This is a genomic window from Desulfovibrio sp. JC022, from assembly GCF_010470665.1.
Taxonomy (GTDB): domain Bacteria; phylum Desulfobacterota; class Desulfovibrionia; order Desulfovibrionales; family Desulfovibrionaceae; genus Maridesulfovibrio.
The window spans coordinates 118,121-144,817 of the sequence record NZ_VOPZ01000007.1 but is presented as its reverse complement, the minus strand read 5'-3'; the positions used below and the strand labels follow the sequence as shown (position 1 = coordinate 144,817).

26 protein-coding genes are annotated in these 26,697 nt (G+C 46.8%); 11 read left to right on the top strand and 15 right to left on the bottom strand.

The features are described 5' to 3' along the window. Positions 1–11 precede the first annotated feature (11 nt). The 4 genes from FMS18_RS12590 to FMS18_RS20475 form a co-directional block, all read right to left on the bottom strand. Entirely contained in the window at positions 12–743 is a 732-nt protein-coding gene (locus FMS18_RS12590; protein ID WP_163295027.1) for an amino acid ABC transporter ATP-binding protein, read from the bottom strand. Beyond that, positions 743–1,756 (bottom strand): amino acid ABC transporter permease, encoded by a 1,014-nt coding sequence (locus FMS18_RS12585; protein WP_163295026.1) that lies wholly within the window; start codon positions 1,754–1,756, stop codon positions 743–745. Before FMS18_RS12585 ends, FMS18_RS12590 begins: the two co-directional genes overlap by 1 nt. A 155-nt stretch (positions 1,757–1,911) precedes the next feature. Then, the gene (locus tag FMS18_RS12580) at positions 1,912–2,730 is read right to left on the bottom strand and encodes a transporter substrate-binding domain-containing protein (RefSeq protein ID WP_163295025.1); all 819 of its coding nucleotides are present in this window, start codon (positions 2,728–2,730) and stop codon (positions 1,912–1,914) included. A 61-nt stretch (positions 2,731–2,791) separates the two neighbouring features. Continuing rightward, positions 2,792–2,959, bottom strand: a complete 168-nt coding sequence (locus FMS18_RS20475) for a hypothetical protein (RefSeq protein ID WP_169052010.1) — start codon at positions 2,957–2,959, stop codon at positions 2,792–2,794. 197 nt (positions 2,960–3,156) lie between these two features. Here FMS18_RS20475 and FMS18_RS12575 point away from each other — a divergent pair, with 197 nt between their 5' ends. The 5 genes from FMS18_RS12575 to FMS18_RS12555 all read left to right on the top strand — a co-directional run bounded on the left by FMS18_RS12575 (position 3,157) and on the right by FMS18_RS12555 (position 8,791). After that, positions 3,157–3,900, top strand: a complete 744-nt coding sequence (locus FMS18_RS12575; RefSeq protein ID WP_163295024.1) for a basic amino acid ABC transporter substrate-binding protein — start codon at positions 3,157–3,159, stop codon at positions 3,898–3,900. A gap of 98 nt (positions 3,901–3,998) precedes the next feature. Beyond that, entirely contained in the window at positions 3,999–4,781 is a 783-nt protein-coding gene (locus FMS18_RS12570) for an amino acid ABC transporter permease (protein ID WP_163295023.1), read from the top strand. After that, the gene (locus FMS18_RS12565; protein WP_163295022.1) at positions 4,771–5,508 is read left to right on the top strand and encodes an amino acid ABC transporter ATP-binding protein; all 738 of its coding nucleotides are present in this window, start codon (positions 4,771–4,773) and stop codon (positions 5,506–5,508) included. Before FMS18_RS12570 ends, FMS18_RS12565 begins: the two co-directional genes overlap by 11 nt. Before the next feature lie 155 nt (positions 5,509–5,663). Beyond that, positions 5,664–7,619 (top strand): hybrid sensor histidine kinase/response regulator, encoded by a 1,956-nt coding sequence (locus FMS18_RS12560; RefSeq protein WP_163295021.1) that lies wholly within the window; start codon positions 5,664–5,666, stop codon positions 7,617–7,619. 77 nt (positions 7,620–7,696) lie between these two features. Continuing rightward, positions 7,697–8,791 (top strand): AI-2E family transporter, encoded by a 1,095-nt coding sequence (locus tag FMS18_RS12555; RefSeq protein WP_163295020.1) that lies wholly within the window; start codon positions 7,697–7,699, stop codon positions 8,789–8,791. A gap of 81 nt (positions 8,792–8,872) precedes the next feature. Here FMS18_RS12555 and FMS18_RS12550 read toward each other — a convergent pair whose 3' ends face one another. Continuing rightward, positions 8,873–10,495, bottom strand: a complete 1,623-nt coding sequence (locus tag FMS18_RS12550) for a bifunctional UDP-sugar hydrolase/5'-nucleotidase (RefSeq protein WP_163295019.1) — start codon at positions 10,493–10,495, stop codon at positions 8,873–8,875. 194 nt (positions 10,496–10,689) lie between these two features. Between FMS18_RS12550 and FMS18_RS12545 the strand changes: the two genes are divergently transcribed. After that, positions 10,690–11,874, top strand: a complete 1,185-nt coding sequence (locus tag FMS18_RS12545) for a murein transglycosylase A (RefSeq protein ID WP_368854173.1) — start codon at positions 10,690–10,692, stop codon at positions 11,872–11,874. Between the two features lie 4 nt (positions 11,875–11,878). Beyond that, the gene (locus tag FMS18_RS12540; protein WP_163295017.1) at positions 11,879–12,607 is read left to right on the top strand and encodes an MBL fold metallo-hydrolase; all 729 of its coding nucleotides are present in this window, start codon (positions 11,879–11,881) and stop codon (positions 12,605–12,607) included. 80 nt (positions 12,608–12,687) lie between these two features. Here the strand turns inward: FMS18_RS12540 and FMS18_RS12535 are convergent, their stop codons facing one another. Continuing rightward, positions 12,688–12,897, bottom strand: a complete 210-nt coding sequence (locus FMS18_RS12535; RefSeq protein WP_163295016.1) for a zinc ribbon domain-containing protein — start codon at positions 12,895–12,897, stop codon at positions 12,688–12,690. Between the two features lie 106 nt (positions 12,898–13,003). After that, a complete protein-coding gene (locus FMS18_RS12530) occupies positions 13,004–13,996 on the bottom strand; it encodes a hypothetical protein (RefSeq protein WP_163295015.1) in 993 nt (330 codons plus the stop codon). Positions 13,997–14,329: 333 nt separating this feature from the next. On the opposite strand from FMS18_RS12530, the gene FMS18_RS12525 reads away from it, so the two are divergent. Continuing rightward, entirely contained in the window at positions 14,330–14,785 is a 456-nt protein-coding gene (locus FMS18_RS12525; RefSeq protein WP_163295014.1) for a hypothetical protein, read from the top strand. Positions 14,786–14,879: 94 nt separating this feature from the next. Here the strand turns inward: FMS18_RS12525 and FMS18_RS12520 are convergent, their stop codons facing one another. The 7 genes from FMS18_RS12520 to FMS18_RS12490 are packed head-to-tail and all read right to left on the bottom strand — an operon-like array spanning position 14,880 to position 21,733. Beyond that, on the bottom strand, positions 14,880–16,991 hold the full coding sequence (locus FMS18_RS12520) for an FAD-dependent oxidoreductase (RefSeq protein ID WP_163295013.1): 2,112 nt from the start codon (positions 16,989–16,991) through the stop codon (positions 14,880–14,882). 2 nt (positions 16,992–16,993) lie between these two features. Further along, a complete protein-coding gene (locus FMS18_RS12515) occupies positions 16,994–17,569 on the bottom strand; it encodes an electron transport complex protein RnfA (protein WP_136672298.1) in 576 nt (191 codons plus the stop codon). Between the two features lie 12 nt (positions 17,570–17,581). Next, entirely contained in the window at positions 17,582–18,247 is a 666-nt protein-coding gene (rsxE, locus tag FMS18_RS12510) for an electron transport complex subunit RsxE (protein WP_136672295.1), read from the bottom strand. A 1-nt stretch (position 18,248) separates the two neighbouring features. After that, on the bottom strand, positions 18,249–18,836 hold the full coding sequence (rnfG, locus tag FMS18_RS12505; protein WP_163295012.1) for an RnfABCDGE type electron transport complex subunit G: 588 nt from the start codon (positions 18,834–18,836) through the stop codon (positions 18,249–18,251). Beyond that, the gene (locus tag FMS18_RS12500; RefSeq protein WP_163295011.1) at positions 18,833–19,813 is read right to left on the bottom strand and encodes an RnfABCDGE type electron transport complex subunit D; all 981 of its coding nucleotides are present in this window, start codon (positions 19,811–19,813) and stop codon (positions 18,833–18,835) included. The genes rnfG and FMS18_RS12500 overlap by 4 nt, the downstream gene beginning before the upstream one ends. Beyond that, positions 19,810–20,970 carry a 4Fe-4S dicluster domain-containing protein gene (locus FMS18_RS12495; protein WP_163295010.1) on the bottom strand — a complete coding sequence of 387 codons (1,161 nt, stop codon included), beginning with the start codon at positions 20,968–20,970 and terminating at the stop codon, positions 19,810–19,812. The genes FMS18_RS12500 and FMS18_RS12495 overlap by 4 nt, the downstream gene beginning before the upstream one ends. 16 nt (positions 20,971–20,986) lie before the next feature. Beyond that, a complete protein-coding gene (locus tag FMS18_RS12490) occupies positions 20,987–21,733 on the bottom strand; it encodes a cytochrome c3 family protein (RefSeq protein ID WP_163295009.1) in 747 nt (248 codons plus the stop codon). Between the two features lie 336 nt (positions 21,734–22,069). Here FMS18_RS12490 and FMS18_RS12485 point away from each other — a divergent pair, with 336 nt between their 5' ends. The 3 genes from FMS18_RS12485 to FMS18_RS12475 all read left to right on the top strand — a co-directional run bounded on the left by FMS18_RS12485 (position 22,070) and on the right by FMS18_RS12475 (position 25,561). Then, positions 22,070–23,584: an alkaline phosphatase gene (locus tag FMS18_RS12485; RefSeq protein WP_163295008.1), complete on the top strand. Its 1,515-nt coding sequence runs from the start codon at positions 22,070–22,072 to the stop codon at positions 23,582–23,584. Between the two features lie 89 nt (positions 23,585–23,673). Beyond that, on the top strand, positions 23,674–24,801 hold the full coding sequence (locus FMS18_RS12480) for a YibE/F family protein (protein WP_163295007.1): 1,128 nt from the start codon (positions 23,674–23,676) through the stop codon (positions 24,799–24,801). Between the two features lie 82 nt (positions 24,802–24,883). Next, on the top strand, positions 24,884–25,561 hold the full coding sequence (locus tag FMS18_RS12475) for an HAD family acid phosphatase (protein WP_163295006.1): 678 nt from the start codon (positions 24,884–24,886) through the stop codon (positions 25,559–25,561). Between the two features lie 126 nt (positions 25,562–25,687). Here FMS18_RS12475 and FMS18_RS12470 read toward each other — a convergent pair whose 3' ends face one another. Beyond that, positions 25,688–26,599: an NAD(P)/FAD-dependent oxidoreductase gene (locus FMS18_RS12470; protein ID WP_163295005.1), complete on the bottom strand. Its 912-nt coding sequence runs from the start codon at positions 26,597–26,599 to the stop codon at positions 25,688–25,690. Positions 26,600–26,697: the final 98 nt, after the last annotated feature.

The following is a 26,697-nucleotide window of genomic DNA, read 5'->3' as shown; positions in this document are numbered from 1 at the left end:
GCTGTAAAAAATTACAGAATCTGGCTGAGGAAAGCCCTGGTCCTGTCTGATTCAGGGCTGGTAAAGAAATGTTCGGGGTCTCCTTTTTCAATGAGCATGCCTTGATCCATGAAAATCACCTCGTCAGCAACTTCACGGGCAAAGCCCATTTCATGGGTTACCACGACCATGGTCATTCCTTCCTTGGCAACTGTCTTCATTACGTCTAGAACTTCACCGACCATTTCAGGATCAAGAGCGGAAGTGGGCTCATCAAAGAGCAGTACTTTGGGTTCCATAGCCAGTGAGCGGGCGATAGCCACACGCTGTTGCTGACCGCCGGACAGCTGGGTGGGGTATACCCCCGCCTTGTCATGGATGCCTACTTTTTTCAGCAGTTCCATGGCTATTTCTCCCGCTTCCTTTTTTGACCTTTTACGGACTACTGTCTGTGCGATGGTCAGGTTTTCCAGCACAGTCTTGTGCGGGAAAAGGTTGAAAGACTGGAAAACCATACCTACTTCTTCACGAATTTTGTTGATGTCTGTCTTGGGAGAGAGAATATCAACTCCATCAATGAAGATGTGGCCGGAATCAGCGTATTCAAGTCTGTTCAAGCAGCGCAGGAAAGTTGATTTACCGGAACCCGAAGGGCCGATAACAACGACAACCTGTCCTTTATTCACCGTATGGGAGACATTGGAAAGGGCTTGAACTTCATGGGGAACGTAAAATGTTTTGTATATATTTTGTACTTCAATCATTATCTCTGCACCATTTTCTTCTCAAGGTACTGAACAAACATGGAGAAAGCAAAAGTCAGCAAGAGGTAAAGCAGCGCACACAGGAACCAGAACTCAAAGGGCTGGAGGCTTGTGGAAACCGCTTCTCTTGTGCCTTTGGTTAATTCTCTGATGGCGATGACTCCAAGCAGTGAGGAGTCTTTGATCATGCTGATGAACTGTCCGGCCAGCGGAGGCAGAATTCTTCTGAAAGCCTGTGGCAGGATGATATTTTTCATGGCGTGATATTTTGACATTCCCAGTGAACGAGCTGCTTCCATCTGGCCGCGGTGGACCGACTGAATACCTGCACGTACAATTTCTGCCACATAGGCTCCGGCAAAAATAGCCAGAGAGGCTATACCGAACCACAGCGGCGGTATCTGCGAAATATCGTATCTTGCGAGCACGTTGTTAATCAAAGTGCCCAGCACGAAATACCAGATGAATATCTGAACCAGCAGCGGAGTTCCGCGGATAAGTTCAATGTAGGTGATTGCTGAAAGCCGTAGGGCCGGGTTCTGTGCAATTCGGGCCAGACCGGTAAAAAGGCCGAGCAGGATACCGAAGACGATGGCGATAGCACTTACTTTGAGGGTTACGAGTAAACCTTCAAGAATGACCCCCATCTTCCATTCTTTTTCAACACCGATGGTGTCGCCTACAAAAATAGAATCATCTTCGTAAACTTGCAGGTCGGAAGCAGGCACTTCGAATCGTTCGGATTCGTTATCTTCGCCCCTTACAATGACGATAGCATCATTACCTTGCTGTTTTATAGAGGTGACGCTGCCTTCAATGTTTGAAGTGATATGTACTTCATCTTCGTAATAGAAATAACTGGGAATACGCTCCCATCGCCAGACATAATCAACCTGCTGCGTAGCCCAGTAAAGGCCGAAGATTGTAGCAAACAAGCCGACATAGAAAACTGTCTTCCAGAAAAGTTCGTAGTTCCGGCCTTTGCCGGGAGCTCTCATTGATGTTCCACTCATAATAAATCAAGCCGATTTTTAAAAATTATATTCTTTCAAAATTAAAAAATCAGATTGTTGAGAAAGGGCCGGTCAAATGGCGCATGTGACCGATCATGTTTCAACAATCTGAATCAGGAGCGGCTGTATGAGCCGCTCCTGTTGATCTTAATGTACTATTGGACGTTTTTACGCCATGCGGTGCTTTCAAACCACTTGTGGTAAAGTTTGTCGTAGCGACCGTCGTTTTTGATCTGGTGCAGGAAGTTGGTGAGGAAGTTCAGGAAATCGGGATCGCCTTTGCGAACACCCCAGCCCAGAGGTTCAAAAGTAAAGGGCTTTTCAAGGAAGATGAGCTTGTCTTTACCCTGCTCCGCCATGAAAATAGCGTTAAAGGGCAGGTCGTAGATCATTGCGTCAGCTTTGCCGTTGAGAACTTCAAGAGCAGCGTCGGTTTCAAGGTCGAAAGATTTGTACTTTGCCTTGGGCAACATGCGTTTTGCAGCCTGTTCACCTGTGGTTCCGAGCTTGGAAACGATGGTGTACTCAGCTTTGTTCAGATCTTTATAAGATTTGATTTTGCCTTCAAGTTTTTTGTTTACCAGAGCAGTCTGACCGACAACCATGAAAGGTTCTGAAAAGTTGATCTGGAGGTTACGTTCCTGGTTGACAGTCATACCGGCGGTGATGATGTCAATTTTGTCGGTAAGGAGCGCGGGAATGATGCCGTCGAATTCCATGTTGACCGGAACGAACTTAACACCCATGGCTTTAGCCATTTCACGGGCGAGGTCGATTTCAAAACCGACGATGCGGCCTTTGTTGTCAGTCATCTGAAACGGAATGTAACCGGAAGCGATACCGCAACGGAGTTCACCTTTTTTCAGAATGGAGTTGAGAGTTGATTTCTTGGCCAGATCAATGTCGGCTGCATTGGCGGTGGCTGCAAAGCACAGAGCCAGCACCATGATCAGCATCATGCAAATTCTTTTCATAGCTTTCTCCTTTAAAGTCCTTGTCTGCAATTAAGTCAAAATACCTGTAGCAAAGGGCCGATCAACCGTATTTACCTTCAGTCAGTACTTCCTTAACAATCATTTCAACCTTGCAGATAGGGCAGGTCGGCATTGATTCTTTGGGGAAGTAGACAATACGTGTGTCACGGCATTTGGGGCAGATAACTTCTACAGCTTCCTGCCTTTCTTGTTTGACTTTGTTTTTCATTTGTAATGCCCCTTTGAAAAAAGAATCTGGAAAATTAACTTTTTTTTGAATAAAGTTCAAGAAAACATTTTTTTACACGCTTTATAATTCAAAGAAAACAATATTGTCCATGGAAACCGTTATTGACATGGTTACTTTTTTGTATAATTTTCATGTTTGTGATTTTAAGGGTATTTTAACTTATTGGAGGAATATTTATGAAGAAGATTATAGTTGCCCTGTTGCTTACTATTTTTGCTGTTACACCTGCTCTTGCCGGAAAAAAGGTGATTAACATTGCATCCGACTGCACATGGCCCCCCATGGAGTTTGTTAATAAAGATAAGCAGATTGTAGGTTTTTCCGTTGATCTTATGAAAGCCTGTGCTAAAGCAGCCGGTTACGAAGTGAAGATCAAAAACGTTGCCTGGGACGGCATTTTTGCAGGTCTTGCAGCCGGAAAATATGATGCTATTTGCTCTTCTGTTACAATTAACGAAAAGCGTAAAAAAGCAATGAATTTCTCCGCTCCCTATTTTGAAGTTCAGCAGTCTGTTGTTACCGCCAAGGATTCTGCTGCAAAGACCCTTGCTGATTTTAAAGGCAAAAAAGTCGGAGCACAGATCGGTACCACCGGGTATTTTGCTATTAAATCCGTAGAAGGCGTAACTCCCAAGTCTTATGACGAGATCGGACTTGCCATGGAAGACCTTTATAATGGACGTCTTGCCGCTGTTGTCTGTGATGATCCCATTGCAGCGGACTTCGCTTTGCAGCAGGAAGAGTACTCCAAGAAGCTTAAAATTGCCTTTGTTGTAAAAAGCGACAAAGCTGAATATCTCGGTGTTGCTGTGAAGAAAGGCAACTCCGAAGTGCTCGATATGATAAACAAGGGGCTCTCCGCTGTAAGGGCTGACGGTACCTACGATATAATCAAAGCCAAGTGGTTCGGCAGCAACTAGTTGCTAATGCCAGCAGGCTTGAGTTGAAAACAAATGGCCGGGATCGGACGTAATTAAGCCGGTCCCGGCATTTTCATGCAGCCCGGGTAAAATATATTATGAAAGAAAAACAAGTTAAGATTGAGGTTACGGACGGGGCCAGCATTCCCGATAGCAGTGATAAAGGAATACTGAACGCGTGGTGGGTTTCTTTTATCGGTGCCGTGGGGATCATCGCTTATCTGGTTATTACCAAGCCCGACCCGTACAGGGATATTCTTCTTTTTATTCCTGACGGAATTGTCGTAACCTTTGAAGTCACCATCTGTTCAATTTTCGGTGCTTTGTTCATCGGCCTTTTTACCGGGCTGGGTAGAATTTCCAGCAACAAAGTTATTAACCTGATAGCTTCTACCTACGTTGAAGTTGTCAGGGGTATCCCGCTTCTCGTACAGCTTTTCTACATTTATTATGCAATGGGCCGGGTCCTTCAGGTACCGGATATGCTTTCCGCCATCATTGCTATGAGCGTCTGTTACGGTGCGTATATGGGTGAAGTTTTCCGTGCCGGTATTGAATCCATTGATGACGGGCAGGTTGAAGCCGCAAGATCGCTTGGTTTTAATAAAAATGAAACAATGTTTCTGGTTATTCTGCCGCAGGCATGGCGGACTATACTGCCTCCGGTCGGTAACGAATTTATTGCTCTGCTCAAAGATTCTTCGCTAGTGTCTATCATTGCTGTTGCAGATATTCTCAGGCGCGGACGTGAATTTGCAGCGGAAAGTTTCCAGTATTTTGAAACATATACTATGATCGCGCTTGTTTATCTGGTTATTACCTTGATTCTTTCAAGAGCGGTAAGCCATATGGAAGAGAGGTTGAGCCACTATGACCGCTAGTCCCATCATTGAAATTAAAAATGTTTACAAGTTTTTCGGTGATCTGGCCGCACTCAGTGACGTTTCCCTTGATATCAAGCCGGGAGAAAAGGTCGTAATTATCGGACCTTCCGGGTCTGGAAAAAGTACCTTGCTGCGTTCCATCAACCGTCTTGAGGAAATCAACAAAGGTTCCATCGTTGTTGACGGGTTGGATGTGCATGACAAGGAAAACGATATCAATACCATCCGTCAGGAACTGGGTATGGTTTTCCAGTCATTTAACCTTTTTCCGCACAAGACGGTTCTGGAAAATCTGACTATGGCTCCGATCCGGCTGAAGGGGATGGAGAAAGAAGAAGCAAGGGCTGTGGGTGTTGACCTGCTTAAAAAGGTCGGTATCCGTGAAAAGGCCAATGTCTATCCTTCCAAGCTTTCCGGTGGACAGCAGCAGAGGGTGGCTATTGCGCGTGCTCTGGCCATGAATCCCAAGATCATGCTTTTTGATGAACCTACTTCCGCTCTTGACCCGGAAATGATCGGGGAAGTTCTGGATGTAATGAAAAATCTGGCCCGTGAAGGCATGACAATGGTTGTTGTAACTCATGAGATGGGCTTTGCCCGTGAAGTTGCTGACAGGATTGTTTTTATGGAAGATGGAAGAATTATAGCCTGCGCTCCGCCGGAGGAGTTTTTCAGCAGTGCTGACCATCCTCGCCTTAAGCAGTTTCTGGATCAGATTTTGTAAAATCAAAGTTTGTACTACATTTAATAAAGCCGGTTCTGGATATTTCAGAATCGGTTTTTTATTATTAAATAAACAGAATGTGTTTCCAATTCGGTAAATATTTATTATACGGATAATGAAGTTTTTCTTTAATAAATTCTAATGGGGTATAGTTGATGGCAGGCAAGCGGATTCTTGTTGTTGATGATGAGAAAATAGTTAATCTCGATATTCAGGCGACTCTGAAACGTTTGGGATATATAATTGCAGGCGATGCCGGAACCGGAAAGGAGGCAATTGAGAAGGTTACAGCGACTCTGCCTGATCTTGTTCTCATGGATATCAAGCTTCAGGGTGAAATGGACGGAATTGAAGCAGCCAGTGTTATTATCAAAACACACGATATTCCCATTGTCTTTCTTACTGCTTTTTCTGATGAAAAGACTCTTTGCAGGGCGAAACTTTCCGGGCCGTTCGGTTATCTGCTGAAACCTTTTGAGGAGCGTGAACTGCGCTCATCCATTGAGATTGCCTTATACAAGCATGGCATGGAGCAGGAGTATCGACAGGCTGTAGCAGATGCCGAAGCCGCAAATGAAGCTAAAAGCTCTTTTCTTGCCACCATAAGCCACGAATTGCGTACTCCCATGAACGGTATCCTCGGCTTGAGTGAAATTTTGCTCGGAAGCGGGCTCGCCTCTGAGCAGCAGGAGTATGTTGAGCTTATCAAGGGATCAGCCTCTTCGTTGTTGCGGGTTCTGAACGATATGCTGGATTACTCAAAGATCGAGCGGCGTATTCTGGAATTGCGGGAAGGTGCATTTGATATCCGTCAAATTCTTTCACTGGTCGTAAACTCCCATAGCCCTAATGCCGAGAATAAAGGATTGACTATGGAGTGTTTTCTCCATCCTGACATTTCCGGTGAACTACAGGGTGATTCAGGTCGTTTGACTCAGATTTTGAATAATATTGTCAGTAACGCGATTAAGTATACAGATAAAGGTGGGATTACAATTGAAGTCATGCCGGATGACTGTGATGTTGATCCGTATCCCGCAGGTTGCATCAGGCTTCTTTTTGTAGTTTCCGATACCGGAGTGGGGATCTCACGAAGCAAAGCTGATTCAATTTTTGAAAGTTTCACCCAGCTTGAAGATTATATGACTAGAAAGCATGGTGGTATCGGGCTTGGTCTGGCTATCACCCACAATCTTGTCAACATGCTGCAAGGAGTCATCTGGGTGGATACAAAGCCTGCGCAGGGCAGCAGTTTTTATTTTACCGCAGTTTTTAGGCCCGTTGATGAAGAATTGGCGGAGAAGCCCGAGGATTCTGTTTATGAATGTATAAATTTCAGCCAGTTCAAGCGGGTCATGCTTGCTGATGATAATATTATTACCCGCAGGGTGGTATCTGCTTTTCTAGAAGATGCAAATTGTGAATTGGAAATGGTTGAGAATGGTCGGGATGCAATCAGTCTTTTAGCCAGAAAGTCATTTGATCTGGTAATCATGGATGTTCAGATGCCGGTTATGGATGGTCTGGAAGCAACGCGGCTTATCCGTACCGGGTATATTGAAGGTGTTAATCCGCAGATTCCTATTCTTGCGCTTACTGCTCACGCCATGAAAGGGGACCGGGAGCGGTGTCTTGATGTTGGAATGAACGGTTATCTGTCCAAACCCTTTAATTCCAGTGAGCTGATGCAGGCAATGCTTTCGATTGTGCAGGGTGGCGAAAACTCTGTTCCGGTAATGATTGAGCAGGATACAAATGTTGAAAAATCCCTTAATCTTGATTTGAAGGGAACTATCAAGAGACTCGACGGAAATGACAAGCTTGTTCGTGAAATTTATCGTCATTTTTTGCAGCTTGTTCCCTTGCATCTTGCGAAAGTTGATAAAGCTGTTCTAGAGAGTGATCTGGAATGCCTTAAGTGTGAAATCGCGCTTTTGCGCGGATTATCCCTTGATGTCGGTGCCCATAAGCTTTCATCACTGGCGCTGGAGATTGAGAAATTTATCCAGCATGGAAGCATGAATACCGTTGAAGGGTTGGTCTCACGTATGAAGAGGGAGGCGGACAATACTTTTGCGGTAATGTCCGATTATATTTTTAAATCGACCTGATTTTAATTGTGCTTGTTTTTTTTATCTGTGAGTATGGGCGTCCCTCAGCATAATTAATCAGATTTAAGGACTTGCGCATGACTCCCCCTGACGAAAAGATAATCAAATCTCCTGCTATATATACTTTTTTTCTTATTCTTTTGCTTATCTCCGCCATTGCGCTGGGGTATTCTGTAATTAAGCCTTTCATAAATACCATCGTTATTTCTGTTGTTTTGAGCGGTATTTTTTATCCCTTGAGCAGAAAAATATGTCGCCGCCTCGGAGGAAAGCCTGCTGCCGGGGCATTTCTGACCGTACTCATTATTGTTTTTGCCATTATTATTCCGGCAGTGGTTTTCTTTCTCGGGTTGATCGGGCAGGGGGTGGATTCTGTCTCTGCAATAAACGAATGGTTGAGAACTACTGACTTTTCGAAATTTTTTGATTCACAGCATTATAATACATACCTGCAATGGATTGAGCAGAAGTTCCCTTTTCTTGAAATTAGCTCCAGTGACATTCAGTACAAGATTCTCGAAATTTCAAGGGGATTCGGGCAAACAATGCTAACGACAGGAACATGGCTTGCGGGCAACATGGCAAGCCTTGTCGCTCATTTCCTGATCATGAATTTTCTTGTCTTTTCCTTTCTCAAGGATGGGGACCGTTTTATCGACCGGGTAAGGTATCTTTCTCCTTTAAGGTCTGAGCAGGAAGATTTTATTATCGAAAGTCTCAGGAAGGTTTCCAAGTCGGTTCTTTTCGGTAGTCTTTTTATTGCTGTCTTGCAGGGTGTTGTCGGTGGGATAGGGCTGGCAATAGCCGGTATCCCGGCTCTTTTTTGGGGAACCATGATGAGTTTTGCTTCCCTTATTCCAGTCTTGGGCACCGGGCTGATCTGGCTGCCTGCTACTGTTTATCTGCTGATTGTGGGTAAAATGAAATTAGCCATTTTTCTGCTGCTGTGGTGCGGGGTGCTGGTTACCGGAATTGATACAGTACTTCGGCCTATGATTGTACGTGAGGCTTCGCGGGTCTCAACCATCTACGTTTTTCTTGCCATTCTTGGAGGTATCAATGCCTTCGGTCCACTTGGAATTTTGTATGGACCGCTGATTTTGTCTTTTCTGATGGTTATGCTTCACATTTACGGAGTTGAATTTCAGGATGTCTTAAATCACAAAGAATAATACGTTTTTGTGATTTTATCCGGCCACGTGTCTGCTTTGTAGAGGCTGACTCCAGAGTATCTTTGGTTACAAAGAGTAGGGTTACTTTTTGTATAAAGATCCGTCCGGTTCATATATGACCGGGGGGAATTTTGTGTTGAGCTTTTTCTGCTTCAGCATCCCGGATTTGATAACTTCGTTGACCTTAACAAATGTTTCAACTTTTCCCGGCACATTTTTGAGCATTATGTAGCCGTCGCCTCCTCTGGCAAGATAGGAATTGGTGGCAATGGAATATTTACGGGTGTTGTTCAGGGATTTGTAGCTACCTGATTTATCCATAATTTTAATGTTGGAGATTCGTGAACCTGCAGTTTTTATTTTTGAAGGTTTGCCCTGACTGTTGATTTCCAGTTCTTGCGCTTGTCCGTTCAGGTCGAGAGTGAATTTCAGGCCTGAAATCTGGAGGAAAGCACCTGACGGAGTAGGCAGTTTATGCACTGAACGTTCAAGGATCTGTTTCAGGGTTTGTCCGGTTACCTTCATGACCGTGATTTTGTTACCGAAAGGGAACATTGTGTCGATGTCTTTATCTGTTACCGGGCCTGCGGGAATTATTTTGTCTCCCCTGATGCCACCACCGTTCTGAAATGCGATATCAGTATTGAATTTAGCGCGCATGATGGAACTGATCAGGCTGCCGGCAACAGTTTCCATTGTTCGAATTGATGCTGTGCGGGTATCAAGTGCAACCGGGCTGACGGTAACAGGAATATTCTTGGTGTCTTTGATTTTTGTTGAAAGAAAGTTCTTTATGTTACTGTCTTCTTGAGTGTTGTCCGTTACAGGGATAATGGTCCATTCGTGCTTGTGGATAGATTTGTCATCCATGTTTATTTTGAGAACACCTACATAGCGGCCTTGATTTCCGCATTGAACCATCAGGCCCGGAGTAGGGGCGTCACGGGCGATGATCTCCTGTCCGGGCAGGATGTCTTTGTAGCTTTGCCCGCCGCAGAGGATGTCAATTTCAGGAACTTCTTGCAGGATCTTTTTCTGAGCTTCGAGGGGCAGGTGGCTCAGTAGTATAATCAGGTCTGTTTTTTTCTGCTTCAGTTCCTGTGCTGCTTTCCGGGCCGATTTGCTGATATCAGCAGGCACGGAAATACCTGAACCGGGATTGGAGATAAGCTTAAGTTCAGGCAGAATCATGCCCATGAATCCGACCTTGACGAAATTGCGTTCAAGCACTTCCGTGCTGCGGATATATTTTCGAAGGGGATTTCTTTTGGTGATTTTAAGATTGCTGATAACTGTGGGGAATTTTTTTGATTTCAGGGAGTTGACCAGAAATTTTGAACCCCGGTTAAATTCGTGGTTGCCAAGGGTGGAAATATCGAATCCCATCATGTTCATGGCTTCGAAAACAGTTTTGCCTTTTTCATTTGTCAGTGACTCGCCCATGAGATCATCGCCGGTTGCCACTGTGATTGTCGCTCCGGGATACTTGGCTCTATATGATTCAAATACTGACTGAATTCTTGCAAATCCTCCGAAAGTACGTACCATGCCAGTACTGTGTTGGTCGTTCTTTTCTTCAGCCGGAAGCAGTTGCCCGTTGAGTCCTGAAGTTGTGAGTATCACAAGATCCCAGCGGTCGGCGAAGCCGGGGGAAGAGGTCGCCAAAATGACAATGAAAGCTGTTATGATGGGAAATAAACGCATACTTGTTCCTGTGGGAAAGGCGTTTGTTTTGGAATTGTGAGTAACAACATATATTACGTATATACTTTAAATTCTGTATGCTAATTTCAATTTTTTTTCCAGTCTAATGATTAATAATATATTGTTAAATAAGGCAGGTTTCGGTGCTTCTTTTGAGTTTTAGGAAATTTTTTCCGATATTTTTTTTGGTAATAGTGGTTCTTGTTTTTTTCAGTGGTTGCTCAACCCGCAATATTACTGCTGAAACTCCGGCAAAGGGATACAACAAGATAGATGGTGCGCAGGTTTCCGGTCTTATAAACCGTCTTGAATATCAGGGCGGTGCTGAATTTTCATGGCTTGATCTGAAAAATGGAATTGAGCGCAATCTCAGATATTTGTCTCGCAAACCTCAGAAAAGTGTGGCCGCAAAATATGGGCGCATGCAGATTACCTGGGAAATGCTCAAGCGGACCAATGAAGAAATGCTTGGAATTTTGCCTTTGCTGGAGGAGTCCCCCGAGCTTTTGGATGAAAGATTTGTCTGGTATTCCATGGCCCCGCGAACTCTCCTGACCGGATACTATGAGCCTTATCTGGAAGCATCGCTGACCCCGCACCCGGATTACCCATATCCGCTTTATAGTGTCCCTGCCGATTTGAAGAATTTGGATCTCGGTAAATTCCATCATCGCTGGAGAGGGCAGCATCTGATTTATCGTCATGAGAACGGAGAAGTCCTTCCCTACTATGATCGTGAAGATATTGATTTCAAGGGAGCCTTACAGGGCAGGGGAATTGAGGTCGCGTGGGTAAAGGATCTGGTTGATGTTTTTATACTTCAGATTCAGGGGTCAGGGCGGCTTGTATTGCCTGATGGTAGCGTGAAGCATGTTCTTTATGCCGGGAAAAACGGTTTGAAATATGTATCGCTCGGTAAGGTGCTGATCCAGCGCGGCCTTCTTCCCAAAGAGGGTATGAGCATGCAGAAAATCAAGGCTTTTCTTGCTGCCAATCCCGAACTGGTTAAGGATTTGCTGACCACCAATCCCAGTTATGTTTTTTTCAGGATTGATGACGAAGGCCCGTTTGGTTCCATGGGCGCGCCGCTTACTCCCATGGCTAGTGTTGCCGTGGATAACAAGGTTTTACCTCTCGGATCACTGGCTTTGCTTACTACCCGTCTTCCGCAACAGGGAGAGAAAAGCAAGGCTCCGTTTGCTAAAATCGTAATGGCGCAGGATCGCGGTGGAGCCATCAAAGGAACACGGGTCGACTTGTTTTGCGGTTCCGGACCTGAAGCTGAATATCTGGCCGGACATCTGACCTCCTGGTCTCATGTTTACCTGCCTGTGAGCCGTGCCCTTATGGAAGAACTGGAAGCCGTCAAAGCTGAATAATTCTATGGAGATACGTCTTGTTCATATCTTTCATAACTGCTTCGTGCTTGAAGTGGGAGAAGACAGCTATGTATTTGATATTCCCGCTGGGCGGTTCAGGAGTAATAAGGTGCTTTCCGCTTTGCGTGAAGTGCTGGCAGAACGAAGGGTAACGGCCTTTTTTTCTCACAGTCATCTGGATCATTTTGCTCCGGATTACCGCGATGTTTGTGCAGGGGCTGCGTCTTTAAAAGCCGTTATTTCAGATGATATTGAAGAAATGTACCCTGATCTTGATTTCGGAGATGCGCTTATCGTTGAACCGGATGAAAAATATGAATTTGATGGGCTGGAAATCGAGACCCTTATGTCTAATGATCTGGGGGTGGCTTTCCTTTTTAACACCCCTGAAGGATTAAAGGTGTACAACGGCGGTGATCTGGCTTGTTGGGATTGGGAAACGGCTTCGCAGAACGAACTTGATTTTACCCGTTCATTCTTCCGCTCAGCAGTGGAGAGGGTGGCTGATTATGGACCCCATGTGGTTTTTTCCAATGTGGATCGAAGGTTGGAAAGCCTTGCTGGAGGTGGGCAACTGGCGCAGGAGATCAGGCCGCAAGTCTTTGTGCCGACTCACGCTTTGGGGCGTACCCAGTGGCTGCAAGGAATTCATGAACGGCTGGGAATTGATGAAATTAATTGTTTCAGCTACCGCCGAGCAGGTGACGCTAAAATTTATGATATTCGAACTTAAGCCGCAGATCTAAAAGAACCCCGAAAGCACAGGCTTCCGGGGTTTTGTATTACATAGTATCTGAAGTTGTCAGGATTTTTTTAGCCGCAGCCGTTACATCCCTTGCATGGTTCTTTGTAGCCCCCCATCCCTTTGGGGATGCCGTTGGGGCGTACATTGCCTATGGAGAGCAGCTTTTCACATTCTTTATGTCCGCACTCGGGGCAGTCCGCTTTAGCGTCCTTTCCGGGCATTACCAGTTCGTCAAATTCTTTAGCACACTTGGGGCATTTAAATTCATAAATCGGCATTTGCTGACTCCTGTCATCCTGAAATTATATATAAGGGAGCGTTGCTCCATCTCTGTCCATGCAGGTTTCAGGGGTAAGAGAAAATGGAGTATTTTTCAAGTGAAATTTATATGCTTCTTGAGAGCAGGGTTCCACCGCCAGTCATGCCCAGCTGGGAGAAAAAGCCGTTAAGCTGTCCGTGAACCTGACCTGCCTGCTTGTCCTGCTGCTCTTGAATTTTTTCGGCTTTATCCAGCAGGGTGTTGATGTGTTCGGTTATCTTGGCAAGCTTATCCTGTTCTTCATCAGATAAAGTCGATTCCTTGGCTTTAGCTTTAAGAGCGTCAGACTGCTCATCCAGTTTGTAGTACAAATTTTTCTCGGCATTGCTGAGGCCATGAGTAACCAGACTTCCGGCAATCTTTTCCATTTCAAGGAGAATTGCGTCAGCCCGTTTTTTTTCTTCTTCGTTGAGTTCTTTTTTAGTGGTGCCCCTGATTTCGTCGATCTGTTTGTTAAGATCGTCAGCTGTGGCCTGTTCTTCTTTGCTTAGATTTTTTGGGCCGGTTATACCGAAAATTTCTTTTAATTCTTTTTGGATAGACCCTTCTTTTCTCTTCTCAGCAGCAGTCAGAATTTTACCTTCTGGGTAATACAATTTTTTGAGTTCCCATTTCAGGCTTTCTGCCCTTGTGCGATCTGCTCCCTCCGGATCTTTTGTGGGGACGATTTCATACAGCTCGTCAAGTTTTGTCTGGAGGTCATCGACTTTCTTTTGCTCTTCAGCGGTGAGCTTTTTGGGTTCCTTGTTGAGACCGTAGAGTTCATCCAGTTCTTTTTTCAGTTCTTTAAATTTTTTTTCCTGCTCTTCGCGGATAGACGAATCATTGACACCGTAAATATTGTTCAGTTGTGAGAAATAGCCGTTCACCTGTTGTTGTTCACCGGCATTGAGTCCAAAACTCATGGTGGCGAATTGCATCTGTAGCTGCCTGCGAATCTGGGTAGGGGAGAGATTGTTTGAAATATTTGGAGTTTTCGCACTCTGAGAATTGTTGGCGATGTTGGAAAAATAGCTTCCGGCAGTGCTTGATCCGCTTAAAACTGAGCTGGTGAACATGTCATGCTCCTGAGAATATTAATCTGAATATTATTAGGAAATCTTTTCCACAAATTTATTTTTCTTAAGAAAAAGCAAGTATTGTGCCGAAAATGATTTTCAAAAGTTCAGTGAATTAAGCGGAGACAATAATTATTTTTACTTTATTCAGGTTTTAAGTTCACGGTTTTGATTTCTCATGGTTGCGCAACTTAATTTTTTGTGAGATTCACGGAGAGCTTACAGGGAGGATGGATCAAAAAATTTAAAAAAATGTTTAAATTCTTGATTTGAAGTCGTCCTTGCAGTATATTCGCTTTTCGTTATAAACACGATCATTTAGGAGGAAAAAAAATGAGCGCAGCAACTGAAAAAGTGCACCAGATGGAAGATTACCAGCAGAACGAAGAAGTGCTGGCTGAAGACGTCGCATCCGGCGTCAGCGAAACTGCTCAGAAGGATATGGGTAAGGTAGCAATTATCATTTCCTTTATGGCAGTAGTTCTTCTTGTTGTATTTTTCTACGGCCTGAATCAGAATCTGACCAGCCTGACCGCTGAAGTCAAAGATTTGCAGACCGTACGCGGTGATGTGGAAGCCCTGAACACCCAGATGACTGTTGTAGACGGCAGACTGGTTGAACTTGAAAAGCTCCCCACTAAAACCAGACATATTATCATGGACGGCATTATTGAAGAAATGAACCAGAAAGCTTCTTACGTTGGCGCACAGCTCAGCGAAGAAGAGCAGGCAAAACTTGCCAAGGTTCAGGAGCTCCTCAGGGACGTACAGTCCGGCCTCCAGAAATAATAGCTTTGAGCAATCAAAGTTTAGGCGCACTGGGATTACCCGGTGCGCCTTTTTTTGCGCCTTGCAGCTGACACTTTCTAAGTAGGCTGAATCATTATTCTACTTTTTCGCCGACCCGGTTGGTGAAGATATTTTCCAGCGGCACATCCCGATCATAGCAGGTCAGGCCGCAGCGCAGGCAGCGTGAAGTTTCATGGTGCAATTCTTCTTCGCAGAGACAGCCTTCGATTTCTTTGAATGTTCTGGTCCGATCCTCACCGGAACAGAGGTGCGGCATTTCTGAGCGTTCTTTGTGCTTGCAGCCGTCCACGTCTTTGAAAAGAGTGTACGGAATCGGCTTACGCAGGATGTTTTCAGCCATTGGAATTTCATTCGTGGTCAGCAGATAGTGGATAGAGCGGGCGGCGTGTCTGCCTGCACCTACTGCGGAGATAACGAGATCCGGGCCTGTAACCGCGTCCCCACCGGCAAAGACTTTGGGAACAGATGTTTGCAGGGTTTCAGGATGGGCATCAATTGTCCGCCAGCGCGTGAAACCAATGCTGCATTGTTCCTCTCCATCCGTATAGAAACATGAAAGTTGCGGCTTCTGCCCAATGGCTGAGATGATGGTATCAACAGGATAGCGTTCCTCGGTGCCTTCTACAGGTACAGGACGACGGCGTCCTGAATCATCAGGTTCGCCAAGCTCCATTTTAATACATTCCAGATGGGTGGCCTTACCCTTGTCATCGATGATAACTTTGGTGGGGGCGGCCAGGAATACAAACTTAATTCCTTCATCTGCCGCACCTTCAATTTCTTCATTGTTGGCGGGCATTTCATCGCGGGTGCGTCGATAGAGCAGGGTTACATCACATCCGAGGCGAATACTTGTCCGGGCTGCGTCAATGGCAGTGTTACCACCCCCCACAACAATTACCTTCGGACCTATTGCCGGGGTTTGTCCAAGTCCTACCGCAGTAAGAAATTCCGTTCCTGAAAGCACACCTTGTGCATCTTCCCCGTCAATGCGTAGAGTCCCGCTGGACCATGCTCCTATACCCATGAAAAATGCTTCGAAACCTTCTTTATCTTCAAGGTCGTTTATGGTGAAATCCATACCCAGTTTTTGTTCTGTGCGCACTTCCACGCCAAGATCAAGGATGCCTTGAATTTCCCAGGCAAGATCTTTTTTAGGCAGTCTGTATTCAGGGATGCCGTAGCGAAGCTGTCCGCCAAGCTCAGGCATGGCTTCAATTATAGTCGGGCTGTGGCCGAGTCGGCGCAGGAAATAGGCGCAGGAAAGACCGGAAGGCCCGCCGCCGATGATTGCTACTTTGCGTCCGGTCTCCTTGGCACAGGGTATGGGTAGACGCAGGTTGTTTTTCATTTCCCAGTCAGCAACAAAGCGTTTGATCATATTGATGCCAACCGCTTCATCCACGTGGGTGCGGCGGCAGACCAGTTCACAGGGGCGGGGACAGACCCGTCCGCAGACCAGCAGTAGCGGGTTGCGCTCGCGGATAATATTGACCGCTCCGGCGTAATCGCCATTATTTGCAGCTTCGATGTAGCGGGGAATATTGATATTCGCCGGGCATTCTTGCTGGCAGGGAGCAAGGCAGTCGTTCACCTCTTCCACATGCAGCAGTTTCGCACTCATGGAGACGATGGAAAGAACCCCGCGCGGGCATGCTTCAACACATTTGCGGCAGGCGCGGCAGGCCAGCGGGTCCACTACGGGTAATCCTTCCGGTCCCATGTGGATGGCGTCAAAGGGACATACGGCAACGCAGGTCCCAAGTCCGAGACAGCCTTCAGGGCAGGTCTTGGCTCCATCGTAGAGCAGGGCTTGTGCACGGCAGTTCCCTGCTCCCTCGTAATTGAAAAGTTCTTCGGCCCGTCCGCCTCCGGTACAGTCCCGGAAAGCTAGTTCCGGTTCCATGTCGAGTACTTCAAGGCCCATGACTCCGCCAACAGCCTTGGCGGTTTCAATGCCGCCGATAACGCAGACATTGGCCCCTGACTTACCATCCACCACTGCATTGGCTGCTCCGGCGCATCCGGCATAACCGCAGCCTCCGCAGTTTACTCCCGGCAACACATCTTCAACCTGCGCAATACGCGGGTCTTCCTTAACATACAGGATCTTGGAGGCCACAGCTAGAATGGTAGCGGCAGTGAAGCCTAGTCCCATTAGTACGAGTAGTGATGAAAGAACCATATTTAAATCATCCCTTTAAATGCAAAAAATGCCAGTGACATCAGCCCTGCCATGACCAGCGCAATGGGCGTGCCTTTCATGGACTTGGGTGTCCTTGAGACCTCAATCCGTTCACGTATTGCCGAGAGCACTATAAGTGCGAGCATAAAGCCCATGCCGGAAGCAAAGGAGAAGGCCACGGTCTTGATAAATGTGAACTCCTCCCGCTGGCAGATGATAGCGATACCCATCACCGCGCAGTTGGTAGTGATCAGTGGTAGGAATATGCCTAGTGATTTGTAGAGCGGAGGCACGGCCTTCTTCAGGAACATCTCCACAAATTGGACCAGCGAGGCAATGACAAGGATGAATGTCAGGGTTTGGAGATACTGTAATCCCAACGGGTCGAGCAGGTATTCCTGTACAGCCCATGTAATTGATGCAGCCATGGTGGCTACAAATACCACCGCGCTGCCCATGCCTATCGCCACAGAAATTTTCTTGGAAGTACCGATGAACGGGCAGTTGCCCAGATATTGGGCCAGTACAATATTATTTACGAATATGGCTGAGATGAAGAGCAGGAAATATTCTTTCATGGCTTACTCCCTTTAACGACTGCAAATGCCGCAGGATCTGCATTCGTGGCTGGGGTTATCAAGAACAGCCTGTCCTTTGCGCCGTGCTTGCCAGCTGGTGAATATGTTCATGGCTGAGAGCAGTAAACCGAGGCAGACAAACGCGCCGGGGGCCTCGACCATGAAGCTGAAAGGCTTGTAGCTTGCGGGCATGATCTGGCTGCCGAACAGGGTTCCGTAACCGAACAGTTCACGCAGTCCGCCGAGCAGGGTCAGGGATATGGTAAAACCGATTCCCATGCCTAGGCCGTCCGCAGCCGCAAGCAGAACGGGATTCTTGGAGGCAAAAGCTTCAGCCCGACCGAGGATGATGCAGTTTACCACAATAAGCGGTACGAAGATGCCCAGTTGCTGGTATAGCGGGTAAGCAAAGGCCTGCATGAGCAGTTCCACTGAAACGACCAGTGAGGCTGCAATAACAATGAAGCAGGCAATGCGCACTTTGGGCGGGATGATTTTGCGAAAGATGGACACAAGTACGTTGGACATGGTCAGCACGAAGATAACCGCCAGCCCCATACCGAGGCCGTTGTCCGCAGTTTTGGTTACTGCCAGTACCGGGCAAAGGCCGAGCACCACCTTGAACGGCGGCAGATCTTTCCAGAGTCCTTTTGAAAATTCTTTCCATAATCTGCTCATTTTATGACCCCTTTGACCATGCTTGCGTAATCTGCGGTCTTATCTTTTCAAAAATAGTTACAGCCTGCTTCACCGCTTCAACCGAGGCTGTTGATGAAATTGTGGCCCCGGCTATTCCTTCAATATCCCCGCCCTTGGATGTCAGTTCTACGGCTGCGGGATGTTCCTTAAATTGGCTGGTAAAGCCGTGTCCTGCAACTTTTGAACCTACGCCGGGGGTTTCTTTCATGGTGGTGATGCCGATTCCTGAGAGCTGTTCTCCATTTAAATCGAATCCTACCATAACTCCCACGTCTCCGCCGTAACCTTTGGCAAAAGTTTCAAGGGCCACGCCGAGTAGTTTTCCGTCTTTCAGGGCCGGGAAGACCGTAATTTGTGTTTCTGTGTCGTGGATGATAAATTTCTTCCGGTCCTTAACCGGGGAATTGTCATATCCGTGGAGAACTTCATTGATGGCAGGGCCTTGCACATAGGTCAGTACCTGTTCTTCAATGCGTTCTTGGGTGGCTTCTTTCAGAGAGGCGAGGGTGACGCTGAACATTGCGCAGATCAGGGTCAGCACTGCGATCATTTTCAATCCTTCTTTCATGACCGCCTCCGCAGGTGAATGTTGGTTATGCCCCCGAAAGGTGCGGGCTTTATTTTATCGACCAGCGGGGTCATCAGATTGGCAAGCAGTATGGCGAATGGAACACCGTCCGGGTAAATTCCGTAGACCCGGATGATGACAACCAGTGCCCCAGCGATAAATCCGTAGGTGAGCATGGGAATGTGACCCGCAGGTGAAGAAGGACCGTCCGTTGCCAGAAAGAATGCTCCGAATATAGTTGACCCACAGAGTAGGTGATATTCAGGGGAGCCGTATTCCAGAGGATCAACTAAATAGTAAATTGCAGCGGTCGCAGCCACTCCGGCAATGAAGGCCAGCGGAATATCGGGCCTGATGATTCTGCGGGCCAGCAGGTAGATTCCGCCCAGTATGACTGCTCCGGCCTGAGCTGCCCCGGTTCCGCCCAGCTGAAAACCCAGCAACAGGGATTTCAGTGAATATTCGTCAAGCATTTCCGGGCCGAAATTTTTCAATTGACTCAAGGGATAAGTCAGTTCTGAAGCGAGCATGGTCATGTCGAAGTCCATAAGGTCCGGCCATGACACAGCCAGTACTGCCCAGCCGACAAGCGGTACGCAAAGCGGGTTGCTGCCAAGGCCACCGAAAATCATGCGGCCCATGAAAATTGAAATGGAACTGCCCGCTGCCACCAGCCACCATGGAGCTGCCGGGGGAAGAAGAAAACCGAACAGCAGTCCATAAAGCAGGGCGGTATAGTTGTCGGCTTCAATCTCGCGTTTCATGAAATATAAGCAGATAGTTTCAGTTACTACCGCTGTAAAACAGGACAGAGCCAGTACCCTTACCGCCAGCATATTATAATGCCATACGGCAAAGAAGACTGCCGGAAGCAGAGCGATTATAGTCTCCAGCGCGTCCTGCTTGAAAGTCCTTCCGCAATGGGCATGGGGAGGGATGGAGACGGTAAGTATGGGGGACCCGTTTAATGGCTTCATTGCTGCTCCCTTAAATCTTCAAGTATCGGCTTGGCGGCCAGTTCCTTTTTAGCCAGACGGATGTATTGCAGAAGCGGTCTTTGCGCCCTGCACCAATACCCGCAGAGTCCGCACTCAATACAGGAGGCGATGTTGTATGCCTGAGTATTCTCATATAGCCCGAATTCCGCATGCCGGGAGATCATGTTCGGCTCCAGCCGGGCCGGGCAGTGCATTACGCATTCACCGCATCCCACACAAGGATTGTCCTTTACTGTGGGGTCCTTGTCAGCTTTGAGTACAGTAATGGCCTGCGTGTCCGGGCGTACTCCGTGTTTCAGGCTGTAGACCGCTTCTCCGGTTAAAGGTCCGCCCAGAATTACCCGGTCATGTTTGTTGAGACGGAACCCCGCTAATTTTACCAGCACGCCCACCGGGGTGCCTACCGGAGTCAGAAAGGGGGTATTGCCTACCTTTACAATTACAAGGGTGGCTGGCTGGCGTCCGTGGATGGTCCTGCCGATGCGGTATAGCGTTGCCACGTCCATGACACATACTTCCGGGGGAAATTCTTTTCCGGTGATCGCTTTAGTGACCAGTTCCGGTAGACTGTTGGGAAAAACCGGAATTATTTCGTGCCCCGTACAGCCGGGAATTGTCCAGTCCATTCCGGTCGGACAGGCCAGTGTACATGCTTTAGGGGAGAGGGCTTTTTTCAGATAATGAAGTCCGGTCGTCATGACATCATTAAATTCCTCAATCAGGAAACGATGTCCATCCATTCCCGCTTCATGGGGCATGCCGTTGATTATCAGGGTACAACCTTGTTTGAGCCCACGGATATTTATTCCGTTTTCGCGCAATGCATTGAGCATGGTCCGGGGATTTGTGCTTGAAAAATCTGAAGGCAGGGCCACGCGGGTCCCTTCTTCTCTGATGGTGATGAAATCTTTTTTAATATCGGTAACAGTTCCGGAGATGGAACTGTGGACGGTAGGCATTCTGCCGGCCGGATCGTTTGCAACAGGCTGGGCTTTTGCTACTTGTTCATTTTGTTGCACAAGGGGAGTCAGCCCGGTTATTTCAAGGGAGATCACCAGTGGGCCGCCAAGTTCCTGCTCCCAGGTATTGACTATGGGGCCGCGTTCAGAAGGAGTCAGTGAAAAAAGAGGATTCATAATCAGTTTTCCCGCTTTATTTTAAATGGCATTTCGCGCAGTCACTGTCTTTGTATGGGCCGCGTTTCATTTTTTTGTGGCAGTCCATGCACTGATCGTGGAAAGCATTGGTCCGGTTGAGCACAAGATCCTTATCATTTTCCTGATGGCACTGGCTGCAACTGGTGACGTCGCCTGAATAATCTTTCATATTCTGCATCTTATGGCACGGGGTGCAGCCTTTGAGGCCTGCCTCGAACATGTCGTCATGGCAATCAATGCAGCGGTCATGCGCGGCATCCCTTACACTGGGGATTTCCGCCGTTCCGGCATTGGTGTGGCAGTTTCCGCATTTCTGCGGTTCTTTTTCAATATCGTTGTCGTGGTGGCAGGACTGGCAATCTTCATCAGCATACTCTTCGTGCGCGGCATGGTCGAAATTGAGTTTGCCCAGTTCAGCATGATGGCATTTTGCACAATAGCTTGTGTCAGGAAATGAGCGGATATGTTCGCGTACATAGTCCTTATCGAATGCTTCCGGGTGGCAGGAACCGCAGGGTAATGGTTCCTGATCACTGGTTTCCCGCTCATGATGGCAGCTGTCACAAGGGATTTCATAATCCCGGTGATGACGTATGTGGGTGAAAATTACTTTACCGCCGCTGTTTTTGAATAAAATGCGGACTGGAATTTTTTCTTTTTTTTCAGGGGTAATATATCCGGCAACAGCCAGTCCGAAGAGAACTGCAAGTACTAATGAGACGGGGAGAAATTTTTTATGCACCGATTCAGTCCTTATTTTGTTAAACAATATTAACTGTCTATTGTATACTCAACAAGGGTGGAATTGTCCAGCCTAAATGTATGTATGTGCAAAATGTATCATAGTTCAATTTGTTAGTGTGAGAGTATGTGTATCAATGAAAAACAGCTTTCAGTCATCCATGATAATAAAAAAAATATTTTAGTGAAATATTTAATTGAAGATTACTTATTGCCGTGGTTTTCATAAAATCCTTTCTCCTGTGACGTGATGGACACATTGTCCTGATAAGAATCCCCAGTGAAATGGGAATTAGGTTCCTGTTTTTTGAAAATAATAATTTATCAGGAGAAAGTGATGAGATTTTCCAACAAACTCAGAGTATTGATGACCCTTATGGTCTGTGCCATGTTTATGGTCGCAGCACCTGCTTACGCTAAGGCTAAAAAGGTCCGCGTATACAAGGGCAAGCCTGCCAAGTATGTTTTCCTATTCATCGGTGACGGTATGGGACTGCCTCAGAAAGGTGCTACCGAGGCATTTACCGGTGAACAGTTACTCATGAACACCTTCCCCGCACAGGGAATGACCACTACTTACGCTGCCGATAGGTTCATTACCGGTTCCGCAGCTTCCGCAACTTCTCTTGCCAGCGGCCAGAAAACCAATATTGGTATGCTCGGCATGACTCCCGGCCAGAAGCACGTTAAGTCCATTGCTGAAATGGCTAAAGTAGACGGCAAGAAAGTAGGTATTGTTTCCAGCGTATCCATCGATCACGCAACTCCCGCTGCTTTCTACGCACACGTTCCCACTCGCGGCCAGTATTATGATATCGACGTTGCCCTCTCTGAAAGTAACTTTGATTTCTTCGGCGGTGGCGGCCTGAAAGACATTACCAACAAAAAGAAGAATTCCAAAAACTTCAAAGGTAACGCTCTCGATCTGATCAAGAAAGCAGGCTACAAAGTTGTTACTGACAAAGAAGAATTCATGGACCTTAAGCCCGCTGACGGTAAGGTCATTTCATGGAATTCATGGTTGCAGGATTCCAAAGCCCTGCCTTACGCCATGGATATGCGTCCCCAGGATATCACTCTGCCTGAGTTTACTTCCAAGGCAATCGAAATGCTCGATAACTCCAAAGGCTTTTTTCTGATGGTTGAAGGTGGTAAAATTGACTGGGCCTGTCATGCTAACGATGCAACCGCTTTCATTAAGAACACCATTGCTTTTGATAACTCCATCAAAGAAGCTGTTGAGTTCGCCAAAAAGCATCCCAAGGAAACTCTCATCGTTGTAACCGGTGACCATGAGTGCGGTGGCTTGACCCTCGGTTTCGCAGGCACCAAGTACGGCTCCTACTACGATGCGCTTAATTCCCAGACTATCTCTTTCCAGCAGTTCTCAGATGAAGTTGTTAAGCTTTGGAGGGACGAACATAAAGGTAAAGCAAGTTTTGAAGATTTTCAGCCCACCATCACTCACTTCTTCGGCCTTGAGTTCGAAGGTGATGCCAAAAAGAATCCCCTTGTTGTAAAAGATTACCAGCTTGCCATGCTCAAGGACGCTTACGCGCGTACCATGAAGGGTGAGAAAAAGTTTAAGAGTCCCGAACTTTACAATCTTTACGGCGGCTATGATCCGCTGACTGTAACCATCACCCACGTGCTGAACAACAATGCCGGTCTGGGTTGGACTTCTTACAAGCACACCGGGGTTCCCGTTGCAACATCTGCCATGGGCGTTGGGTCTTCTTCCTTCAATGGTTACTACGATAACGTTGATATCGCTTTCAAAATTATGGCTATCATGGGCATGACTCCCAAGATTCACGCAGACATTCATAACGCTGAGTTTGCTGCCAAATAGTATATTCATAGTACTTTAACTGTTTAGGGCGGGGTGTCGAACGGCACTCCGCCTTTAGTCTATCTGATAAACTTCAACCCCTTGAGAATATGCCCGCATTATTAAAAAACAGAGAATTCATATTAGTTGCAGTTTTCGCTGTGCTGACTGCCATTCTTTATTTCATCCCTACTGAATTCGATCAGCGTGTTGCAGAAAATGCTGAACGCTGCAAGGCGGTGGTTCTTTCGGTCGATAATTCGGATATCGACCAGTTCGGAATAGTAAAAACAGGCCCGCAGGCCGTAACCATGAGGGTGCTGGATGGTAAGTTCAAAGGCCGGATTTTTAAAGGTACCAACGAACTTCTAGGTCAGATGGATAAAGACAAGCTCTTCAGCGCAGGAGATGAGGCCCTTGCGGTGATTACTTATGATGCGCAAGGCAAGCCGATGTTTGCTGTGCCGCAGGATCATTACCGCATTGATCTTGAATTAACCATGCTGTTGCTGTTTTCTTTTCTGCTTTTGGTCTTCGGGGGCTGGACCGGGGCCAAGGCTCTATTTTCTTTTATGTTTACCGCGTTGGTTTTATGGAAATTGCTTGTCCCGGCCCTTCTTGAGGGTAAGGACCCGGTCTGGATTACTTTGGGGGTTGTGGCAGGGCTTTGTGCGGTTATCATTTTTATGGTTGCCGGATTGAACCGCAAGGGAGTGGTTGCCTTTCTTGGATCATTTCTTGGTGTTTTTACCAGTTGTATGCTGGCGGTATATTTTACCGGGGAACTGCATCTGCATGGGGCGGTAATGCCGTTTGCGGAAACCCTTCTTTATTCTGGATTCGGGCATCTTGATCTGACTCGTATTTATATCGCAGCCGTATTTCTGGCCTGTTCCGGGGCGGTCATGGATCTTGCCATGGATGTTGCCGCCAGTATGGATGAGGTTGTGCGTGCAAATCCTGAAATTACTCACATGCAGGCCCTTGCTTCCGGGGTCCGGGTCGGCAGGGCGGTTGTGGGGACCATGACCACTACTTTGCTGCTGGCTTATTCCGGAGGATTTATAACTTTGCTCATGGCTTTTATGGCGCAGGGTGTCCCACTTATGAATACTTTTAATTTCGTCTATGTTTCAGCTGAAATTTTAAAGACGCTGGTGGGTAGTTTCGGGTTGGTAACTGTTGCCCCTTTTACCGCACTGGCCGGGGCATTTGTTTTTATCAGCAAAAACAAATAGTTCAGCAGGGTGCACTTGTCGGATACAAGTTTGTTGTGCTAATTTCCATATACTTTGATATTTTTGGTGGAGGGAAATTAGTTTGAAGTTAAGGTTGATTTGTATTTTACTGGCTTTATTTTGCGTCAGCGGTTGTGTTGCTTCCAAAGCACGTAAGGCGAAAGTACCTGCTGAAATGGTTTCCCTGCCCGAAGTCCGGGAACGGGTCATTGCCTATCATGAAAGCGGTAAGTACGATAAAGACGTTGTCCGCAAAATTGCGCAGGTAAAGGATGCTGTAATAAAAAGTTTGCAGGATCGAGTGAAGTATCCGGCTGTGGTGGTTGTGGTGGAAGATGTTCTGCTCTCAACCTACAAGGCGCGTAAGAAACAGGGGTTTTCGGATAATTCTGCTGCGAGAGGCGATCTGGAATCCCATGTGATTTTGAGTGCTCTTCCTCCGGTTGTTCCTTCCCATGCTCTTTTTAATTTTTTTCACGAGCGCAATGTTCCGGTCTTTTTTGTTTCCTATAGACCGGAAGGATTCAGGGTGCCAGTTATGGAAAATCTATCAAAATCCGGATTTTTCGGGTGGCAGAAGATTTTCATGATGCCGCCTAATTATCCGGAAGGTTCGAATTATTGTGAGGAAGTCCGTAAAGGGTTGCAGATTTCCGGCTATAACATAGTCGTAACCATCGGGGTGTTACCGGAAGATGTTTCGGGAAAATTTAGCGGGACCGCCGTACTCTTTCCAAATTATATTTATTCTGAGCGTTAAAAAAAACGAGCCATCCTTAAGGGTGGCTCGTTTTTTTTATTGTTAGGGATTCCAAAGGGGCTTAGCTCCTTTGGCCGCCGGAGGCGAAATCCATTTATTAAACGCGCGTAGCGCATCAAATTTGAATTAAGCTTTGCGGACATATTTAGCTGCGCTTAAGCCGGCCACACATCCTTCACCGACGGCTTTCGCCATTTGGAGCGGCGGCCCGCATATATCTCCGGCTGCGAATATGCCGGGAACATTGGTACGTTGCTGCTTGTCTGTTTCAATAAATTTCATTGATTCATCCAATTGGATGCCCAGTTCAGCTGCAAGGGACATAACTCCCTTGGCTCCCAGTTCAATGAAAACACCTGTTACGTCCAGCTTGTTTCCATCCTTGAACACAAGACCGTCAACACCGCTTCCCCCGGTTATCTCGTCGACTTCAACTCCTTCGTGGATGATGATGTCTGCGGCTTTGAGCTTTTCCATCAGTTCCGGGGCGAAGTTGAATTCATTTGAAACAAGATGAACCTTGGATGCTAGATGAGAAAGATGGAGAGCTCCGCCCGCAGCGGCACTTTCGCCACCTACGATAGCCACTTCCTCGCCTCTGAAGAAGTTTCCGTCGCATTCCACGCAATAGCTTACACCTTTACCGAAAAGATCTTTTTCGCCGGGTACGCCCAGTTTGTTGCGGGTTGTTCCGGTGCAGATGATGATTGCCTTGGTTTTGAATTCCTTTGTCTCGGAAGTTACGGTAAAACCGCCCCCGCTGAGGTCCATGAGGTCAGGGGTTTTGATCTTTAGAACATCTTCGTTGAAGAAAACCGCCCCGAAGCTTTCAGCCTGTTGCTGTCCGGTTCTCAGGATCTGCTCACCGGAAATTTCTAGTGTGCAGCAGAAGTTTTCAATGTGTGCCCACCAGAGGCTGCTCTTGTCGTTTTTACCAAGGATGAGAACTTTAAGTCCTTTTCTTGCGGAATGAATAGCGGCCTGCAAACCCGCAGGACCTGCTCCCAGAATGATAATATCGTAGTTGGTTTCGGTCATATTCTATCTGTCCGTGGTAAGTAGTTGTGTTTTTGAAATATCTTTTAAAAAGGTAAGTTTAAAATTAAAAATGACAAGAGAGCTTGGAATCCATTATT

Bases quoted from the DNA above. Each gene is read 5' to 3' on its own strand.
- FMS18_RS12590 (WP_163295027.1), bottom strand. From the start codon at position 743: ATGATTGAAGTACAAAATATATACAAAACATTTTACGTTCCCCATGAA.
- FMS18_RS12585 (WP_163295026.1), bottom strand. From the start codon at position 1,756: ATGAGTGGAACATCAATGAGAGCTCCCGGCAAAGGCCGGAACTACGAA.
- FMS18_RS12580 (WP_163295025.1), bottom strand. From the start codon at position 2,730: ATGAAAAGAATTTGCATGATGCTGATCATGGTGCTGGCTCTGTGCTTT.
- FMS18_RS20475 (WP_169052010.1), bottom strand. From the start codon at position 2,959: ATGAAAAACAAAGTCAAACAAGAAAGGCAGGAAGCTGTAGAAGTTATC.
- FMS18_RS12575 (WP_163295024.1), top strand. From the start codon at position 3,157: ATGAAGAAGATTATAGTTGCCCTGTTGCTTACTATTTTTGCTGTTACA.
- FMS18_RS12570 (WP_163295023.1), top strand. From the start codon at position 3,999: ATGAAAGAAAAACAAGTTAAGATTGAGGTTACGGACGGGGCCAGCATT.
- FMS18_RS12565 (WP_163295022.1), top strand. From the start codon at position 4,771: ATGACCGCTAGTCCCATCATTGAAATTAAAAATGTTTACAAGTTTTTC.
- FMS18_RS12560 (WP_163295021.1), top strand. From the start codon at position 5,664: ATGGCAGGCAAGCGGATTCTTGTTGTTGATGATGAGAAAATAGTTAAT.
- FMS18_RS12555 (WP_163295020.1), top strand. From the start codon at position 7,697: ATGACTCCCCCTGACGAAAAGATAATCAAATCTCCTGCTATATATACT.
- FMS18_RS12550 (WP_163295019.1), bottom strand. From the start codon at position 10,495: ATGCGTTTATTTCCCATCATAACAGCTTTCATTGTCATTTTGGCGACC.
- FMS18_RS12540 (WP_163295017.1), top strand. From the start codon at position 11,879: ATGGAGATACGTCTTGTTCATATCTTTCATAACTGCTTCGTGCTTGAA.
- FMS18_RS12535 (WP_163295016.1), bottom strand. From the start codon at position 12,897: ATGCCGATTTATGAATTTAAATGCCCCAAGTGTGCTAAAGAATTTGAC.
- FMS18_RS12530 (WP_163295015.1), bottom strand. From the start codon at position 13,996: ATGTTCACCAGCTCAGTTTTAAGCGGATCAAGCACTGCCGGAAGCTAT.
- FMS18_RS12525 (WP_163295014.1), top strand. From the start codon at position 14,330: ATGAGCGCAGCAACTGAAAAAGTGCACCAGATGGAAGATTACCAGCAG.
- FMS18_RS12520 (WP_163295013.1), bottom strand. From the start codon at position 16,991: ATGGTTCTTTCATCACTACTCGTACTAATGGGACTAGGCTTCACTGCC.
- FMS18_RS12515 (WP_136672298.1), bottom strand. From the start codon at position 17,569: ATGAAAGAATATTTCCTGCTCTTCATCTCAGCCATATTCGTAAATAAT.
- rsxE (WP_136672295.1), bottom strand. From the start codon at position 18,247: ATGAGCAGATTATGGAAAGAATTTTCAAAAGGACTCTGGAAAGATCTG.
- rnfG (WP_163295012.1), bottom strand. From the start codon at position 18,836: ATGAAAGAAGGATTGAAAATGATCGCAGTGCTGACCCTGATCTGCGCA.
- FMS18_RS12500 (WP_163295011.1), bottom strand. From the start codon at position 19,813: ATGAAGCCATTAAACGGGTCCCCCATACTTACCGTCTCCATCCCTCCC.
- FMS18_RS12495 (WP_163295010.1), bottom strand. From the start codon at position 20,970: ATGAATCCTCTTTTTTCACTGACTCCTTCTGAACGCGGCCCCATAGTC.
- FMS18_RS12485 (WP_163295008.1), top strand. From the start codon at position 22,070: ATGAGATTTTCCAACAAACTCAGAGTATTGATGACCCTTATGGTCTGT.
- FMS18_RS12480 (WP_163295007.1), top strand. From the start codon at position 23,674: ATGCCCGCATTATTAAAAAACAGAGAATTCATATTAGTTGCAGTTTTC.
- FMS18_RS12470 (WP_163295005.1), bottom strand. From the start codon at position 26,599: ATGACCGAAACCAACTACGATATTATCATTCTGGGAGCAGGTCCTGCG.